The sequence below is a fragment of the Streptomyces beihaiensis genome (genome assembly GCF_026274175.1).
Taxonomy (GTDB): Bacteria; Actinomycetota; Actinomycetes; order Streptomycetales; family Streptomycetaceae; genus Streptomyces; species Streptomyces beihaiensis.
In genome coordinates this window covers 54,723-72,726 of record NZ_JAPHNL010000001.1, presented here as the reverse complement: position 1 = coordinate 72,726, position 18,004 = coordinate 54,723, and the positions used below count along the sequence as shown (strand labels likewise).

The 18,004-nt window shown below is 71.3% G+C and carries 10 protein-coding genes and 2 pseudogenes; 6 read left to right on the top strand and 6 right to left on the bottom strand.

The annotated features are described in order from the left end of the window. Positions 1–63 precede the first annotated feature (63 nt). Positions 64–1,113: pseudogene (locus tag OFY01_RS00275) on the top strand (hypothetical protein); the annotation flags it as partial. 340 nt (positions 1,114–1,453) lie between these two features. Here the strand turns inward: OFY01_RS00275 and OFY01_RS00270 are convergent. After that, positions 1,454–1,912, bottom strand: a complete 459-nt coding sequence (locus tag OFY01_RS00270) for a MarR family winged helix-turn-helix transcriptional regulator (RefSeq protein WP_266595262.1) — start codon at positions 1,910–1,912, stop codon at positions 1,454–1,456. 64 nt (positions 1,913–1,976) lie between these two features. Between OFY01_RS00270 and OFY01_RS00265 the strand changes: the two genes are divergently transcribed. Beyond that, positions 1,977–2,345, top strand: coding sequence for a VOC family protein (locus tag OFY01_RS00265; protein WP_266595069.1), 369 nt, complete (start codon positions 1,977–1,979; stop codon positions 2,343–2,345). Positions 2,346–2,539: 194 nt separating this feature from the next. Here the strand turns inward: OFY01_RS00265 and OFY01_RS00260 are convergent. The 3 genes and pseudogenes from OFY01_RS00260 to OFY01_RS00245 all read right to left on the bottom strand — a co-directional run. Beyond that, a pseudogene (locus tag OFY01_RS00260) lies at positions 2,540–2,746 on the bottom strand (IS256 family transposase); the annotation flags it as partial. Positions 2,747–3,207: 461 nt separating this feature from the next. Further along, positions 3,208–3,849 (bottom strand): HAD family hydrolase, encoded by a 642-nt coding sequence (locus tag OFY01_RS00250; protein WP_266595067.1) that lies wholly within the window; start codon positions 3,847–3,849, stop codon positions 3,208–3,210. A 520-nt stretch (positions 3,850–4,369) separates the two neighbouring features. Beyond that, positions 4,370–4,717 carry a hypothetical protein gene (locus OFY01_RS00245; RefSeq protein ID WP_266595065.1) on the bottom strand — a complete coding sequence of 116 codons (348 nt, stop codon included), beginning with the start codon at positions 4,715–4,717 and terminating at the stop codon, positions 4,370–4,372. Between the two features lie 2,101 nt (positions 4,718–6,818). On the opposite strand from OFY01_RS00245, the gene OFY01_RS00240 reads away from it, so the two are divergent. From OFY01_RS00240 to OFY01_RS00230, 3 genes are all read left to right on the top strand, one after another. Then, a complete protein-coding gene (locus tag OFY01_RS00240) occupies positions 6,819–10,277 on the top strand; it encodes an nSTAND1 domain-containing NTPase (protein WP_266595064.1) in 3,459 nt (1,152 codons plus the stop codon). Positions 10,278–10,581: 304 nt separating this feature from the next. After that, positions 10,582–11,760, top strand: a complete 1,179-nt coding sequence (locus tag OFY01_RS00235) for an SPFH domain-containing protein (protein WP_266595062.1) — start codon at positions 10,582–10,584, stop codon at positions 11,758–11,760. A 59-nt stretch (positions 11,761–11,819) separates the two neighbouring features. Beyond that, a complete protein-coding gene (locus OFY01_RS00230; RefSeq protein ID WP_266595061.1) occupies positions 11,820–12,899 on the top strand; it encodes a hypothetical protein in 1,080 nt (359 codons plus the stop codon). A gap of 39 nt (positions 12,900–12,938) precedes the next feature. Here OFY01_RS00230 and OFY01_RS00225 read toward each other — a convergent pair whose 3' ends face one another. After that, positions 12,939–16,472 carry an nSTAND1 domain-containing NTPase gene (locus OFY01_RS00225; protein WP_266595059.1) on the bottom strand — a complete coding sequence of 1,178 codons (3,534 nt, stop codon included), beginning with the start codon at positions 16,470–16,472 and terminating at the stop codon, positions 12,939–12,941. An 88-nt stretch (positions 16,473–16,560) separates the two neighbouring features. Between OFY01_RS00225 and OFY01_RS00220 the strand changes: the two genes are divergently transcribed. Beyond that, positions 16,561–16,923 (top strand): CU044_2847 family protein, encoded by a 363-nt coding sequence (locus OFY01_RS00220; RefSeq protein WP_266595057.1) that lies wholly within the window; start codon positions 16,561–16,563, stop codon positions 16,921–16,923. A 247-nt stretch (positions 16,924–17,170) separates the two neighbouring features. On the opposite strand, the gene OFY01_RS00215 is transcribed toward OFY01_RS00220, so the two are convergent. Next, positions 17,171–17,881 carry an RICIN domain-containing protein gene (locus OFY01_RS00215; protein ID WP_266595055.1) on the bottom strand — a complete coding sequence of 237 codons (711 nt, stop codon included), beginning with the start codon at positions 17,879–17,881 and terminating at the stop codon, positions 17,171–17,173. Positions 17,882–18,004 lie beyond the last annotated feature (123 nt).

Genomic DNA, 18,004 nt, shown 5'->3' with positions numbered 1-18,004 from the left:
CGACGGATTCGACGCGGCCTGCGCGAGACCGCGGTGGCGGGCCTCGGCGATCGCGGGCCATAGAACGTGGAGGCTGCACTCGGCCTCGCGCCGCTCATCCTCCGCGTCGGCCACCGCGACAGAGGCGCCTTCGGAGTCGATGTGCTCGGCCAGGTCCTGCGCCAGGCATCCGACGGGCGGCTCGCTGTTCTCTTCGCCGACCCCAACCGCCTCGTCCGGCGGTTCGCGTACCGGCTGGCCATCGACGGCCGGCTGCTCCGCCCCGCCGAGCTGGCTCGCGCGGCTGCCGGGGACCAGGACACCGTGATTCAGGACCTGTGTGCCACAGCGGCGCTCGCCACTGTGAGGGATGAGGATGCCTACGAGAGTGTCCTGCCTGCACTGCTGTCCACGCGCAACCCGCGTATCCGTTCGGCCGGCGTCACCGCGCTGCGACGGTCGGGGCGGTCGAAGCAGGCGGAGTCGTTTCTCGCCGACCGATCCGCGCTCGTGCGTGCCTGCGCCCGGTATGTCATAGGACAGCAAGGAGGTGACCCGGCGGCCTGGTACCGGCAGCGATGCACAGCACCAGAGGATCCCGAGTTGCCGCCCAACGCGGTCATCGGGCTGGCCGAGTGCGGGAACCGCGCGGACGCCGTGCTGCTGCGGCCGCTGCTCGTGCACGCGGCGGCCAGGGTGCGGGCACGAGCAGTGGCAGGGCTGCGGGCACTGGACTGCGTGGACGTGAACGAGTTGCGGCCGCTCCTCGACGACCCTGCTCCCGGGGTCGTCCGGGAGACAACCGCCGCCCTGCTGCCCTCGCCCGAGGAACTGCCCGCCGACTGGCTCTTGGAACGCACCAGCTCCGAGGGGCCGCGCCATGTCCGCGTCGCTGCGTTTCGGCTGCTCGACGCGCGTGGCGGCATCATGGCGCTACGGGCGGCTGTCGGTCTGCTCCAGGACCCGGACGCGAAGCTGCGCACCTGGGCCACGCAATCCGTGCAGCGCTGGCATCCGTCGCCGGACGGGCGGCGCGGCGACGCGGAGGTCGCTGAACTGCTCGACCGGAGCCGACACCTCTTCAGCGACCACGTGCTGCGTCGGCGCAAGTGGGAAGCCGGAGTGGGCAGCTGACATTGCAGCGCGGTTCAGACCTCTGCTCAGCGCTCTCCGCCCGGTGACGCCCTGGCCCCAGCATGCCTTCCTCGGTGGCAAGGATCGTGCTTCGGCTCCTCTGCAGGCCGCGCCGCCTCCACCCGCGCCAGTCGTTCACCAATCCAGGTCCGGTAATCATTGCCGCTTGGCTTCAACCGTTTGAGCCGGCCCTGTTCCGGCTTGAGGGGCCCCGGCTCACAGCCGGCTCACAGCGGCAGAGGGCCAGTGGGGGTCAGCCGGTCCCGAGGGCCGCCGACACGGATTTCAGGCCCGACCGCACTCCCGAGCGAGCGCTACGAGACGTACGCCGCGGGACGAGCTACGCGCCCTCGTCGTCACCGCGCAGTGAATGGATCATGCTGTGCAGGATCCTGAACGCGTCTGACTGCTCGGTCTCGGTCAGGCCGGCGAGCATTCTGGCCTCGACGGACCGGACGGCTGCGCTGGCCTTCTCCAGGCTTCGTCGGCCGCGAGGCGTGAGCCGCGCGGGAAGCGCCTTCCCGACAGGCGGCTTCGGGGGCCTGGTCACGCAGCCGTCCTGTTCCAGGGCCTGGAGCAGCACGTTCATCGTCTGCCGCGTCACGAACGCACCGCGCGCAAGCTCGGAGTTCGACAAGCCCGGTCGTTGCGCCAGCAGCTCGAGGCAGGAGTAGTGCGTCACGCTCATTCCAAGCGGCCGCAGCACTTCCTCCATGGCCGCGCGGAGGGCGCTCGACGCTTCCTTGAGCAGGTAGCCCAGTGACGTCTCCAGGTCGACGCCAACACCTTCTTGACTCATGTCAGCATTCTGACATAGCTTGATGCGTGTCAGAAAACTGACACGCAAGAAGGAGAGCGTCATCATGCCCGCCACCGGCCCCGACTTCATCTCGCTCCAAGTGCGCGACCTCAACGCTTCACAGGCGTTCTACGAGCAGTACCTGGGCCTCGTCCGCTCGCCGGCCGGACCCCCGCACGCCGTCGTCTTCGAGACGAAGCCGATCGCCTTCGCACTTCGCGACGTCATTCCCGGCACCGACCTCGCATCCGTCGCTCAGCCCGGCATCGGTGTCGCGATCTGGCTCCACGCCACCGACGTCCAAGCCATCCACGACGCGCTCGTCGCCGGGGGACACACCATCGTCTCCGCGCCGATCGACGGCCCCTTCGGCCGGACCTTCACCTTCGCCGACCCCGACGGCTACCAGGTCACGCTCCACGACCGCGCTTGATCACTCGGACGCGTCAAGGCCCCCTCCCCCGCGGGGCCGCGCCCGGCAAGCAGCGCACATGGCCGGTGCCAAGGCTCTGGCAGGCATGACGCAGGGGCGACCACGACACCGAGGTCGCCCCGCCAGCGGGCCGGGCCCTGCTGAAAATGAGGGATGGTGTATCCGTCCCAGGGGCACTGATTCGTTCCGGGCACGAGATGGCCGGTCATCTCGCCCTCCAGGGCGGAGTCCAGCAGCCGCTTCGTCAGCTGCTGAAGCAGCCCGCCCTCACCGGTCAGCTGCAGGCCCTCGGCCCGGGCACGGCCCCCCAGCTCGTCGATCAGCTGCTCGTCCACCGCCTTCGACGACTTCGGCTCAGCAGCCCCGACTGACCCGGCCTCGTTCACGTTGTCGCTGGGCATTGATGCATCTTCCTCGATCAGGAGCTACACCGAACGTTCTACGGGCCCCATCCGGGGCCCCGCGCCGTCACGGGCATCTGGACGGAGCAGACGGCGCAGGACTGCCACTACCGCGACGCCCGCCACTTCGGGGTCCCGGGTCCACCAGATGCTCATCGAGCCGGCCGGACGCCGCAGGGCGGGCAAGCAAGTGGGGCGCGTTCGGCAAGGAGTTCGACCTGCACACCGGCCCGTAGGAGCTGTGCTCATGGACACTTCGACAAGCGAGGCCACATTGGACACGTACAACCGGCCGCCCGAATAGACGCTGTAGGACGCCCTTCAGGCCGATCGAGAGGCACCGGCGCCTCCTCCCTCGTCGGCGCCCGAGCCCGGGTTGAGACCGCAGAAACGAACCGACGATCGGCCACGCCACTGCGGCGCCTGGCCGGAAACCCGTGAAAGACCGGCCGAGCCCGACGTCACCCGCCGGGCGGGACCCGTCGCGGGGCCGCGGGTACGGCCTGTAGATGAGCCGCAACGCGTGCGACGGTCCGGGCATTGTCCTCGAAGAGATGCGCCTGCATCCCGGCTGCCCGGGCCGCCTCGACGTTGACTGCGGCATCGTCGATGAACAGGCAGCTTTCCGGCCGCACGTCCAACCTGGCGCACACGGCCTCGAAGGCGCGCAGGTCGGGCTTCTCGATGCCGGTCTCGTGCGAGTAGACGACCTGTTCGACGAGTTCGTCGAAGTGGTACAGCGCCGTCTCCCGCTCCCGGGCGCCGACGAAGCTGTTGCTCAGGATTCCCAGCCTGCAGCGTCCGCGCAGTCCTCGCACATAGTCGATGAGTTCCTCGTTCGGTGTCCCCAGGTATTCCGTCCACAGATCAGCCATGAAGGCTTCAACCTGGGGGGCGTCGAGTCCCAGTCGGGCCGACACCTGTTCACACACCTCACGCTCGCTGAGCCTGCCGACACTCCCGGCCCGCCACACGTCACGCATCCGGTCACCGACAGTGCCGGGCCGCAGTTCCAACCGCTCTTCCCACCGTTGTACCCATCCCGTCTCCGGCGTGATCTCCAGCACCCCGCCGATGTCGAGAACGACGCAGGTCGCGGTCATGTGCCCCCTACCCGTCCCGGCCTGAACAGCGAACGCAGACCGCCCGCTCATGTGATCCACACAGACACTGTCGGCCCACCCCCCGAGGCAAGGTCAAGCGATCCCGAGGCTTGTGACAGCCCTGTCGCAACGCTCGCCGTCCGGCTCGATCGACCTCCCGCGTCCGCGAAGGCCGCCCAGGGGGCGCCGGACGGCCTTCAGGCACAGCCGGACGGTCACCGCGAGCAGATGCGGCGGGGCTGCTCCACGAAGCGGATGCGGCGATGCCGACAAGGTGCTGGGTGGCGACGATCACGGCAGTCGCGGCGGCCGGTGGTGAGCGACCAACACGACAGAGCAGCCAAGCCGCCCGGAGGCGAGGCCGCCGGTCACAACGGAACTCCACGCCCGCTCCAGCCAGGACGCAACCGGGGCCGGGGCGGCAGGAAGGTGGACGACCGCGGGCGCGCGACGGAGGCCCCCTCGTGTCTCGCCCCGCGGCCGCCGGCAAGTCCTCAGGGCAACGACCGGTGGCGCGGCGTCACCCGACGTTCCAGGAACGCGAGTGGTAGACGCTGCTGCAGTTGTCGCGTCTGACCCACGTCCTGTCGCGGCAGATCTTCAGCGCCACCCGAACCTTCGAGGTGAACGCGTCCGTGATGCTCCCGTCACGGTTCCAATACAGAGTTCCGTGCTTGTAGGAAGCGTGGACTCCTGTGCACATCTCCACCCGGTGGTGCTGACTCTCCGGAGTGGTGGACCAGTACGACCAGCCATCGATCGTCTCGTACTGCTGCGCCTCGGCGTAGAGATAGACGCAGTTACCGTCGCCCTTGGTGTCGTCCAGCCAGTAGTCCAGATGGATGTAGTGGTTCCTCGACAGCCACACCTTCCCCCACCCGTTGGCACCGGTCGTGGACCTGTGCCAATGGTCTGCGGCCAAAGCCGGAGACGCAGACATGACCCCCAAGGCGACACTGGCGGCAGTCACACCCAGAACTCTGCCGAGGCGACGCTTTCCCCGAACCTGCATGATTCTCCTCGCTCACTCTTGACGGGGTGACGCGCAGTAGGCTCCCTGGCCCGGCATAGCTGAACAACTCGTTTCGGCGAGGGTTGAAAAGTTCGAGCCGGAAGAGAAGTTGACGTGTTCGCGCACCCGTTGCCGTCAGGGAGCCGCATCAGGTGCCTCTTCTCAACCGTTCTGTGAGGGCTCGGCCCTGTAGAGGGGTGGGCCGAGGTTCCGAGAGGCGGGGCAGCAGGTGCGGGAGATGAAGATCGACGGCCGACTCGACCAGTTCCGTGTAGACCGCCGCGGCGAGTGCGGTCCGCCTGAACGGCAGCGCCGCCATGGCAGCGGCGATGAGGGCGGCCGGCCCCCGCCAGGGGCAAGCAGCAGATGCAGCAGGGCCCAGCCGCCGAGGGCGAAGGCGACGTCCAGACGGGCCCGGGACTCGGTGAGAGTCTCACGGGTAGGCGTGGGCAGCAGGAGCCACAGACGGGGCCGGACGGTGGCGAGGTCGATGCCGTACTCGGTGTTCAGCCAGACGTCAGGGGCGTGCAGCCGGTCGCCCAGCCAGGTGGGGTGCTGCGGCTCGGTCAGGGCGATCGCGTTGCGACTCGCGGCGTCGGCAGGGGCGTGCTCCTGCGCTCATAGGCGGTGTTCGCGCGCTGCCGGGCCGTGACGCGAGCGGAGGTCCTGCGCGCGAAGAGAGTAGCAAGGGGCCAGGGCCAGGGCCCGCACAGAGCGCGTTCCACCGGGGTGGCGAGAGCCTGGGCGCGGGCCCCGGCGCCCGCCGGGACGGGGACCGCGGCGAGGATCAGCAGGACGGCACGCGTCGCGAGGGCGGCCTGTCGACCGGGCGCGGCAGCGGTGAGCGCGGTCAGACGTCCCACAGCGCGTGTCAGTCGTTCCAGTGGCGCTGGCCGAGCCGTGCGGCCGCCGCGGCGACCAAAAGGCAGGCGGAACCGGCAGGACGAGCAGAGCCAACCAGCGCTCGGTCGGCCTGCGGCCCAGCTCGGCGAGGAAGCTGGTCATCCGGCGCTCCCTCAACCGTCCGCGACGAAGCTCGGCACCCGTTCGTGGACCAGGCACTCCAGCGGGGGCTCGGTGGCCCGGCGCTGCTCAACTCGTCGGCAGCGGCCGACCGGGCAGACGTGGGCGCCACACACTGGTGGTCCAGGGGCGCCGACCCGAGTGGAGGCGGAGCGTGACAGCAGTGGATCGAGGGAGGCGTCGAGGCCGAACCCATCGACCGCTTCGGTGATGTCGGCACCTTCGCGTGGTCGGCGCACCCGCGTGTTCCAGCGTCCCGCGCGGGCTCCGCTGATGTCCCCGCTCAGGGCGGCGCGCAGCGTCGCCAACTCCCGGCAGAATTCGGCATACAGATCTGCGTCTTCCGCGTCCAGGGGTCGATGGTGGGACCGCACGCCACCCCTGCGCCCCCGAATGCACATGCGCGGCCCAGTTGTTCAGCGGCCGGTCAGGGTGACGCTCGCGCAGGCGTCGTACGGCGTGGTGCAGGGCGTGGGCGACGGGCGGACTGCCGGGGGCAGCGGCCAGGTGGGCGTACACGGTCTGGGAGATCTCGGCCGCCGAGGGCGTCGTCGACCCGCCACAACGTGCCGGTCACCTGGGCGAAACCGGCGAGGTGCAGCGCTCCGGCGAGGTGCAGCGCCGCATCGGGCAGCCGGGTGCCGATCCTCACCGCCGTGGGCACCGGGCGGGTCGACGTCGAGGACGAGCCGGCGAAACTCCTGCGAGGCGACAGCCCTGGCCCGCTCCCGACGTCGGGGGGATGCGGCCCTCGCGCAGACGGAGACGATCCGGCATGCGCTCAAGCAGGCCCGCCCCGCCGGGCTGCACATGCCGCGGCCCGCCTCCCACGGCGCGGGGTCAGGATGCGCACGCCTCAGCGGTCATCAAGCGGCGCCGGACTGTTCTGAGGATCTTCCCATCTCGGCCTCGCCGACAGCTAAGTTGTCGATCTATGGATCGACGCCCCCTCAAACTCGTGGTCGATGTCCTGCTCATGCTGGTCGGGACCCTGTTGGGTATCGCGACGAACTACGCGACCGGTGAGTCGGACCACGTGCCGCTGGCCCTGCGGCTGTTGCGGGACTGGTCGGTGCCGCTGATCGGCGTCGCGCTGGTGCTGCTGGTCGGCGGGCAGATCGCGCTGCACGTCCTCGATCGGCCGACGCCGGCGCGCCGGGTGTGGAACCACACGCAGCCGCCCTACCCGGGACTTGAAGCCTTCACCGAGGACGACGCGGCCGTCTTCTTCGGGCGGGACCGGGAGATCGCCGAGCTGGTCGGGCGGCTGCACCCGACGGCGCCGAGGCGTGCGCAGCGTTTTGTGACCGTGGTCGGGCCGTCGGGGAGCGGAAAGTCGTCGTTGGTGCGGGCCGGGCTGCTGCCGGCGCTGGCCCGGCGGCGGGGCCGCTGGGCGGTCGCGGCACCGTTCTCGCCCGGTGCGGACCCGGTCCGCACCCTGCGACAGCGATTGGATGAACTGCCCGGCGAACGGCCGGCGTTGCTTGTGATCGACCAGCTGGAGGAGTTGTTCACCCTGTCCGGTCGTGAGGAGCGGGAGGCGTTCCTCACCGCCGCCTGCGACGCGCTGCGGCGCGACTCACGGCTGTGGATGGTGGCCACCTTGCGCTCGGACTTCCTGACGGGGTTTCTGGAGTCCGGTTTCGCCGATCTGGTCCGCAACCCGGCCGTCGTCGGCACGCTCACCCGGGACGCGTTGTACGAGGTGATCGAGAAGCCCGCCGAGCAGGCCGGGCTGGCGTTCGCACCCGGCGTCGTGGCCCGCATGGTCGACGAGTGCGGCGGAGGCGATGCCTTGCCGTTGCTCGCCTACACCCTCCAAGAGCTGTACCTGCGCGCCGGCGGGTCCGGCGGGACGGTGACCGAGGAGGCGTACCGCGCTCTCGGTGGCGTCGCGGGGGCCCTGTCCGAGCGAGCCGACCAGATGGCCGGCGAGCTGGCGGGCGCGCCCGTGATACCCACCCTGCTCCGGTTCGTCACCATCGACCGCGACGAGGCCACCCGCCGCCGGGTCCGCCGTGCCGACCTCACTCCGGAGGAACGGGAGGTCGCCGACGCCTTTGTCGCCGGCCGTCTGCTCACCGGCGACGGGGGTGCGCTGGACGTGGCCCACGAGGCGCTGTTCCGTCAGTGGGCGCCGCTGCGGCAAGCGGTCGTCGCCCGAACCGAGGAGCTGCGCCGCCGCACCGAGCTGGAACGCTGGGCGCAGGACTGGGACCACGCGGAGCGCCACGACGCCTACCTCCTCACCGGGGAGCGGCTGTCGGTCGCCCAGCGGTGGCTGGAACAGTCCGCACGGACGGTCGGCGCGACAGCGCTGGTCTCGGACTTCGTGAACCGGTCGCTGCGGGCGGACCGGGCGGCGATGGAGCGTGCCGCGGACGCGGTGGCCGTCCGGGCCCTCGCACGCCTCGACACGGAGCCGGAGACGGCCGTGCTCGCCGCCCTTGCGGCGGTCGAGGAGTGCGCGGCCACGCCCGGCTCGGTCCAGGCTCTGCACACGGCCCTGCGCGGCTCACGGCTGCGAGCCGCGCTCCGCGGCTTCGAACGCGGTGCGTCCGGGGTGGCCTGGTCGCCGGACGGGCTGCGGCTGGCCGTCTCCAGCGACGACGGCACCGTACGGGTGTGGTGTCCGGACCGCGACGACCGGCCGACGGTGCTTGCGGGGGGCGGCGCCTGGGTGCAGGCGGTGGCCTGGTCCCCCGACGGCCGCAGGCTTGCGGCCGGCTGCCGGGACTCCACCGTGCGCGTCTGGTCGTGCGACACCTGGGCCGAGCGGGCCGTCCTGCGCCACGCGGCGGCGACCGGCGACCGGGAGGAGGGGGTCGGCGGTGTCGCCTGGTCGCCCGACGGCAGCCGCCTGGCGTCGGTCGGCAGCGATCGCGTCACGCGCGTCTGGGACGCCGACACTTACGCCGACGCCTACGTCGAATCCGCGGCGCTGCGCGGGCACCAGCGCATGGTCTGGAGCGTGACGTGGTCACCCGACGGGCAGTTCGTGGCCAGTGGCGGAGAAGACTGTTCGGTACGGGTCTGGGACGCGGCCACCGCGGCAGTCGTCGCGGTGCTCACCGAACACCGGAACAACGTCGAGTCGATCCGATGGTCGCCGGACGGCCGCCGGCTCGCTTCGGCCTCCGGTGACCAGACCGTACGAATCTGGAACACCGGCAGTTGGCGGGCGCAGCGGACGCTGGAGAGCCCGGAGGTCATCAACTGCCTGGCCTGGTCGCCGGACGGCACGCGCCTCGCCGGTGGCGACGCGGACCGTACGGCGTGGGTCTGGAGCCTCGACGGGGCCAACAGCGAGGCGCGGCTCACCGGGCACGCCGACACCATCTACGGCATCGCCTGGTCGCCCGACGGGAGGCGCCTGGCTACCGCTTCCCGCGACCGCACCGCGGCCGTGTGGAACGTCGTCGAAGACACCAACGTCTTCAGCGACTGCGACGACGCGGTCCTCCGGGTCGCCTGGTCGCCCGACGGGACGTCCATCGCCGCCGTCCACCAGGACGGCTCCCTGACTGTCCGGGACTTCGCCACGGGCCGCACGACCGGCGGGTGGGACGGTGGAGAGGTGTCCGATGCGGCCTGGTCCCCCGACGGCACCCGTCTGGCCATGGCCCTGCGCGATGGCGCGGCCGTCGTGTGGCGGCGGGACGGCAGCGACGACGACATCGACCTGGCCGGCCACACCGAGGAGCTGTCCCACGTCTCCTGGTCGCCCGACGGCACCCGCATCGCCACCGGATCCCGCGACGGCACGGCCCGCGTCTGGGACGCCGCCACCGGTGCGACGGTCCACGTCCTGCGGGGCCACGAGGACTGGATCGGCGGTACGGCCTGGTCACCGGAGAGCCGCTATCTCGTCACGTCCAGCACGGACCGCACCGCCATCGTCTGGGACACCACCGACGGCTCCGCCGTCACCACGCTGCGCGGTCACCTGGACTACGTCTGGAAGGTCCACTGGTCACCCGACGGCCGCCGCCTCGTCACCGGTTCCCGCGACCGCACGATACGCCTGTGGGACCCCCTCGACGGCACCCAGCTCGCCGTCCTGGCCGGACACGAGGAGCGGGTCCAGGACGTCGCCTGGTCGCCCGACGGCACCCGCATCGCGTCCGTGTCCCAGGACCACACGGTCCGGCTCTGGGACCCGGACAGGGCCAGGCAGACCGCGGTGGTCGGCGTGCACGGCGACCGGGTGAACGGCCTCGCCTGGCACCCGGACGGCTCTCGGCTGGCGACCGCCTCCCGCGATCGCACCCTGCGCGTGTGGACGATGGCCGATCAGGACGTCGACGGCCTGCTGCGCCGCGCCCGTCGGCGGGCCTTTCGGGAACTCAGCGTCGAGGAGCGCCGCGCTGTCCTGCTGCCCGAAAGGAACTGATGCCCAGGCTCGACGCCCCGGGGGCTCAGTGGCAGAGAACGCTCGAAGGCACCTGACGTCACCGGCCCTGACCGTGGCACGAAGTGGTCCGATGGCCGCGCCGCCCTGCGGCCATTTCCGTCGTCAGCGCCCCTCGGTGAGCGAGTGGCGCCGCGTTCTCCGCGGCGTGTGTGCCACCCGACGCCGACGGCTGCCGTTCGTTCGGCATTGGGCATACTGTCTGCTGATTGCTTGATCGCCGCGAGGTCGCGGCCGGGACCGGCCGGAAGGCGACGGTCTTCAAAAGAGGCGGAGTGGGGGGTTCGTGGGACTGCTGGATCGTATCCGCGGTGAGTTCATCGACATCGTCGAGTGGACCGACGACGGCCGGGACACCATCGTGTGGCGTTTTCCGCGCCACGACAACGAGATCAAGATGGGCGCCCGGCTCGTGGTGCGCGAGTCGCAGGTGGCCGTCTTCGTCAACGAGGGCCGGCTGGCCGACGTGTACGAGCCGGGCACCTACACCCTCACGACCCAGAACATGCCGGTCCTGTCCACGCTGAAGGGCTGGAAGCACGGGTTCGAGTCGCCGTTCAAGGCGGAGGTCTACTTCGTCACGACCCGGCAGTTCACCGACTTCAAGTGGGGCACCCAGAATCCGGTGATCCTGCGGGACGCGGAGTTCGGCATGGTCCGGGTCCGCGCCTTCGGTACCTTCGCCGCCAAGGTGGTGGACGCGGCGGCGCTGCTGCGCGAACTGGTGGGCACCGACCCTCAGTTCCGCACCGAGGAGGTCGGTGAGCATCTGCGGCAGCTGATCGTCTCCAAGCTGGGCTCCGCGCTGGGCTCGTCCGGGGTTGCGCTGCTGGATCTCACCGCCCGGCAGGACGGCATCGGGCAGCAGTTGGCCAAGGGGTTGACTCTGGAGCTGTCGTCCACGGGCATCGCCATCCCGCGGTTCTACATCGAGAACATCAGCGTCCCACCGGAGGTGGAGGCGGCGATCGACACCCACTCCCGGATGGCGATCGCCGGCAACCTGGACGACTACGCCAGGCTCCAGGCAGCCGACGCGATCCCGCTCGCCGCCGCCAACCCCGGCACCGGCGGGGAGGCGCTCGGGCTGGGCGTGGGCATGGCGCTTGGCCGGCAGATCGTGCAGAGCACATCCGGTGCGGCGCCGGCCGCGTACCCGGCCGGCGCTCCCCCGGCTGCTGCGCAGGGCCCGGCACAGCCCGCACCCGCGCCCGCCCCCTCCCCGGCGCCCGAGGACGTACCTCCGCCGCTGCCCGCCGCACCGCGCTGGTTCCTCGCGGTCGGCGGCCGGCAGCAGGGCCCGTACGAGGAGAACGCGCTGTCCGGGCAGGCGGCCGCCGGGAACCTGACCCGTACCACGCTGGTCTGGCGCAGCGGGCAGGCCGCCTGGCAGCCCGCGGGCGAGGTGCCGGAGCTGGCGGCTCTGTTCGTCGACGTTCCGCCGCCACTGCCTCCGCAGGGCTGAGACACGTCACCGGGGTACGTCCGATGCCTCTTCGACAACAGCGTGCAGGGAGAAGTGAGTTGACGGATCAGGATGTCGCGTCGGCGCCCGACCGGGCGTTTCAGTGCGAGGCGTGCGGCGGGGTCAGCGCGTACGCGCCGGGCACGTACGCGCTGCGCTGTGCGTACTGCAAGCACGAGCAGGACATCACGCCGGTGCCGCGGCAGGTGACCGAGCACCCGTTCGAGGAGCTGGCCGCGCTCGCCCGGACGTCCGCGCCGAGCCGGGTGAAGGTGTACAAGTGCCCCGGCTGCCACGCGGTGACGGAGAGCGACACGCTCAGCGACACGTGCCAGTTCTGCGCCACCCCGCTGGTCGCGGACGCCACCGACGCCGAGCGTGTGGCGCCTGAGGCGGTACTGCCTTTCGGAATCGACCGCGACCAGGCCCGTGACGCGCTGGCGAAGTGGACCGGGTCGCGCTGGTTCGCACCCGGCGAGCTCAAGAACGTCACCGAAGCGGAGAGTTTCCGGGGCAGCTATCTGCCGCACTGGACGTACGACGCGCAGACCGTCACCCGGTACAGCGGTGCGCGCGGCGAGCATTACTGGGTGCAGGTGCGGGACTCCGATGGCACCGCCCACAAGGAGCGGCGCACCCGCTGGCACGCCACGTCCGGGACGGTCGGCCGGTTCTTCGACGACGTGCTGGTGCCCGCCAGCACGCAGGTGCCGGTGGAGGAGCTGGACAAGCTGGCCCCCTGGCCGCTGCGGGACACGGTTCCCTACCAGGAGGAGTACCTGGCGGGTTTCCGGACTCTGCGGTACGACGTGGAGCCGCAGAGCGGGCTGGCCTCGGCGAAGGCGCGGATGGCGCCGGTGATCCGCGCCGACTGCCGACGGGCCATCGGCGGCGACGAGCAGCGGGTGCACGAGGTGTCCACCCGCTACAGCGATCTCACGTTCAAGCTGGTGCTGCTGCCCGTCTGGTTCCTGACCTACGTCCACGCGGGCAAGACGTGGCCGGTGATGGTCAACGCCAGGACGGGCGAGGTCATCGGCAAGCGCCCGTACAGCGCGGTGAAGATCGCCCTGGCGTCGGTGAGCGCCGCGCTGCTGATCGGCTTGGTGCTCGTGCTCATGGAGATGCTGCGCAAGTGAGGGCAGCGGTCGGGCCGGATCCCGGCCGCGCGCCGGACCTCAGGAGCACGGATCACCGCTGTAGGCGCCCGATGGGATCTTGCGTCTGTGGTACTCGTCGAGGCGCCGGTCGGCGACCACGGCGCACAGATGCCGCTTCCCGGCGTCCGCGTCGAGGCGGTCGCTCTGCGGCACCGGGCCCGACAGACCATGCCTCGTGCCGGGGTGTGCCACGAATCCGACGGCACCGTCGGCGAACAGCAGGATGCTGGAACCGACCGGCAACGCGAAGGACCAGGAGGCGGCGAGCCGCAGCCCGGTGTCACGCACCGTGCGGTCGCCCACGGTCCACCGGGTGACGTGCAGCGTGGCGGCGTCGGTGGACGCCCTGCCCAGCGAGGGCAGCGCACTGGGCAGGGCGTTCAAGTCGCCGGGCAGTTGTCCGAAGGCTCCCGCGCCGCCCGCGGAGTCTTCGGGCAGTCCCAGCGCGTACACGTGCCGTCCCTTGCCGTCCAGCATCAGGTGACCGGCCGCCTGACGCGGCGACAGACCCCGCACGCAGGCGGTCTTCGCGGCTGTGGCCAGGTCCCAGGCGCACAGCTGGGAGGGGTCGCCGCCCGCGGCGGCCGGAACGCCCGCCGCGATGGTCGTGCCGTCGCCGGAGACGGCTGCACCGGCGTCGTGGATACCGGTGGCGAACCTGCGGGTGGTCGTGGCGTGCGCGCCGAAGACGATGCGGGTGAGCGCGTGCTGACGTATCCGCCCGGTGACGCCGGTCAGCGTCAGGACGACGGCGCTGCGTCCGCCGGGGGCCAGCCAGAAACCGAGGACCCCTTTGTCGGCCACGGTCAGCGGTGTCCGCGTCCGAAGGTGCCCCGTGCGCAGGTCCCACAGACGGATCTCGTAGCCGCCGGAATCCCGCAGGACGGCGCCCACCGTCCGGTCCTCGGGGTCGATGGCGAATGCCGCGACCGACGGCCGCCTGCCCACGGCCGTGACAGGGAAGCGCACGGTGGGTTTTCCGGTGGACAGGTCGTACACCGTCATGCACGCCGTGTCGGTCGTCGTCGCGCCGTGGGCACTGCACGGTGTCGAACGGGCGCCGGTCAGCAGGTCGGTGCTCACCCACTGGGTGAAGGCCGCGTAGCGCCCGCTCGCGTCGACCGTGGCACCCACGGTCGACGTCGCGGGGTCGTCCTGGTCCTCGAGCCGCTGCCGGGACACGCCGCCGTCGCGTATCCGCCACACAGCCGGCCGCTGACCGCCGGTGACGGTGACCAGCACCCGCCCGTCGCCGCTCAGTGAGGTGTGCAGGTGGTAGTCGGGCGGTCCCGCGCTGAAGTCGGTCGCGGTCCGGCTGTCCGGCAGCAGCCGGTCCACCGGCTGGGCCCACTGGTAGAGGTTCTGGATCTCCCGTCGGGTGGCGGCGGTGTGCCGTGTGCGGTACGCCCGCAGCGCGAGCTGCGTCTGCGTGTACATGTCGCCGCCGCTCGAACCGGCCACGGCGGCCAGAGAGTTCGCCGCCGTCTCGCTGAGCCGTCCGCTCTGCCGGTACCACAGTGTGCCCGCCACCAGCAGCACGGCGACGCCCGCCACGGCGAACCGCCGTGCCAGCGTGCGGCGCCGGCGGCGGCTCAGACGGATGAAGGAGTGCTCCGCGAAGGAGAGGTCCGCGGCGTGGTCACGTTGCCAGCGGCGGGCGTCGCGCAGCTCGGCGCGGGTGAGCAGGCGCCGGCGGGGGCGGCCGTCGGCGCGCCATCGGCCCATCCGGTGGCGCAGTTCCTCCTGCCAGAGCCTGAACTCGCGTGTCCGCGCGGCCAGCTCACCCAGCCGCGCCCACTGTGTGATCAGCGTGTCATGGGCGAGTTCGGCGCCCAGGGCGGGCGCCGACTGGCCTTCGGCGCGTTCCGGTTCCCGCAGCACGACCAGGCGCGCGGTGGCCAGGAGACCCGCGATCTCCCACTGGCCGGTGTCGAAGTCTTCACGGGAGGCCAGACGGCGGGTGAAGCCGTTGGTCTCGGGGACGGGCCGTACCAACTGGGTCAACAGGCGTGCGGCGGAACGTTGTTGTCCGTCCCCGAGGCCGGTCCAGACCGCTTCGGCGTGGTTGGCGAGGGCGCGCTGGACCCCGCCCAGATCATCGTACGCGCGATGGGTCAGCAGGCCCCGGCCCTGCTCCCGCCACAGTTCGGCGAGGGTGAACTGCACGAGCGGCAGCCGCCCCGACGCCTCCCCGACGTCCGAGAGCAGTCGGTCCACGAGACCGTCCTCGTAACGGACCGTACGAACCCGCCTCACCGGCTCGACGACGACCTCGGCCAGTTCCTCGTGGGTCATCTCGGCGACGGTCACGTTCCAGCGGTCCTGCACCAGCGGCGCCACGACGGGGCGTTGCAGGACGGTGCCGAGGAAGTCGACGCGCAAGACCGTGAGCACCCGCAGCGGGGAACCGGGGCGCAGCGCGTCCGCGAGCACCCGCCCGAACTCGTCGGCCTCCCCCGCCGGGCCGGTGAACGCCTCCTCCCACTGGTCGACGACGAGTTGCAGTCGCGTGGGTCCGCCATGGCCGCGCAGTACTTCTCCCACGACCTCGCGCACCGCACCGTCGCGCAGCTCCCGAGCGAGCCGGGTCACCTCTTCGACCCGGTCCGTCGGGGCGCGGTCGGGTGCGACGACCCGGTCGAGGGCCAGAGCCAGAGCCCTCAGCGGAGTCCGCGCGTCGGACGGCCGGACCACGACGACCAGTGTGTCCTGGCGCTGTCGCAGCGCGGGCAGGACGCCCGCGTGCACCACGGAGGACTTGCCCACCCCCGACGGCCCGATCACGGAGACGACGGGCGCCTGCCGGGTCAGCTCGACGATACGGCGGGTGAGCCCGCTACGGCCGAAGAAGAAGCCGGCGTCGCGCTCCGCGAACGGACGCAGACCCGGGAAGGGCGACGGGGGACGAGCCATCTCGTACAGGGCGGGCCACGCCCGGTGGATCCGCTCGGCCGGGATCATGTACCCGCTGCGGATCTCCGCCCCCCGCCATGCGGCGACCACCACACCGACCGGCCCGGCCTGGTCGATATCCCACACCGGGACTCCGGAGAACCCCTTCTGCAGCGCGAACTGGCTCGCCTCGTCGACATCGATCTGCACCCAGCCGTTCGCCTGTCGGCCACGCAGCCGGCCGACGCTCCACACCCCTTCGTCGGAGAGCGCGGGAAAGCCGAGCACGACGGCCCGCAGGTCCATCTGTTCCGCACCTTCGAGCAGCGGGGCGGGCGACGCCCCGTCGGGCACCGGATCCAGCAGACGCAGCGCGGCGAGGTCCTCCGGACGGCCGTCGGCCGCGTCGAGCACGGGCGGCACCCAGTGCGCCACCTCGGCGCGCAGCGCCCTGCCAGGGGCGAGCAGCGGGAAATCCACCTCGACCATGCCCGAGGGGCGATCGGCGGCTTCCGCTGTCCGGCCCAGGGCCAGGTTGACGACATGGGCCACGGTGATCAGATGCCCCGGCGCGGCGAGAAACGCCCCGCCGACCGGCTTCCCACCGACTCCACGCACCCGCGCGACGGAGGTGCCGAGCGGACTGCGGCCTCTGCTCATGCCGGTAGCGTAATCATGAAACCGACGGGCGCAGGCGGTGGTTGACCATGCCGTGACCCGACGCGACCGGCACGTCTTTGGGGGACGGATGGCACCACTGGTAAGGATCCCGCTCGATGACGGCAGCACGCTCACCGTGGAGACGGACGGGGCGGGTGAGCCGGCCGGGCACGAGGAGAGCCCTGGCATCGACCGTGTGGGCCGGGGTGGCGACACGCTCCAAACCGCCCTGGCCCGGGTCCAGCCCGCGCTCACGGCCGTCGTCGACCACGTCCGCGGGCTCGCCCACGCACCGGACAGCGTCACGGTCGAGTTCGGCATCAAGCTCTCCGCACAAGCGGGCGTGATCGTCGCCAAGGCCGCGACGGAGGCCAACTTCACCATCACCGCGCAGTGGTCACGCGGACGGCGAGGGGATGCGAGCGGCGCCGAGGAGGACCCGCCGCTGTAGAAGACTCGTGAGGATCTCGGGTTTCGGCGCTGTCGCGTGAGCGGCGAGGGCCGGATCTGATCCGCGCCGCACCGCCGGCCGCCTTCCTGTGCGGACCTCGGCACCTTCCTCGTACGGGCGCGGCCGACGGACACGGGCCCGCGCGCGATCAAAGGCGAAGGTGTGGCGGCGAGTTCCCCGCCGCCGCCACACCACGCCCGCATCCCGGCCCGCTTCACGCCGCGGGCCGTCGCGCGCTACGTCGCGATCACGGCGTCAGTGTCCACTTCTGGTTGGCCAGCCCGTTGCAGTCCCAGATGCCCAGCCGGGTCCCGTCCTTCGTGTTGAAGCCGAGGTCGTCCAGGCACTTGCCGGTCAGAACGTTCTTCAGTGAGCCGTTGGGCTGCGGGATCCACTGCTCCCCCGTGGCGCCCGGGAGACACTTGTAGATCTCCACATGGGTGCCGTTCGCGCTGCGCCCCCACTCCACGTTCAGGCAGTACCCCAAGCCTCGTACGGTGTGGTCGTCGCCCAGGGTCCACCACTGTGCGGCCGTGCCGTTGCAGTGGTAGAGCTGCACCGCAGTGGAGTCCGACGCCTTGGCGTGCTGGATGTCCACGCACTTGGCGCCGTATCCGACCAGGCGACCCTGCTTGCCGGCCACGGACAGGGTCACCGCCCTGATCGTCTTGGTCGCGTAGTCGCCGCGGTTGCAGTACACCACCGACCTGCCGTTGCCGGTGGCGAGGGAGCCGTTGCGCCAGTAGTCAAGCGGTTGGCCGGAGACCACGTGCAGGCAGACGGCACGGGCCTGCCACGTCGTCCCCTTCGCCACGCCCGTACAGTCGGCGGTGGCGATGGGACCGTTGTGCGAGGTGACGCAGTTGCCGGGGGCCGCGGCGTGCGCGGTGGCCGGGAGGGCCAGGGCTCCGGCGACGGCCAGGGCCGGGGTCAGCAGAGCCGCTGTGCGGCGTCTCATGATGGTGTCCTTCCTGCTGGAACCTGCTCGAAACGAAGCGGCCGGTGCGGTTCAGCGCGTCCGGCGTGGACCCCTACGGGGCACACGCCGTCTCCCCGTGATCTTCACGCGGCCTTCATGCGT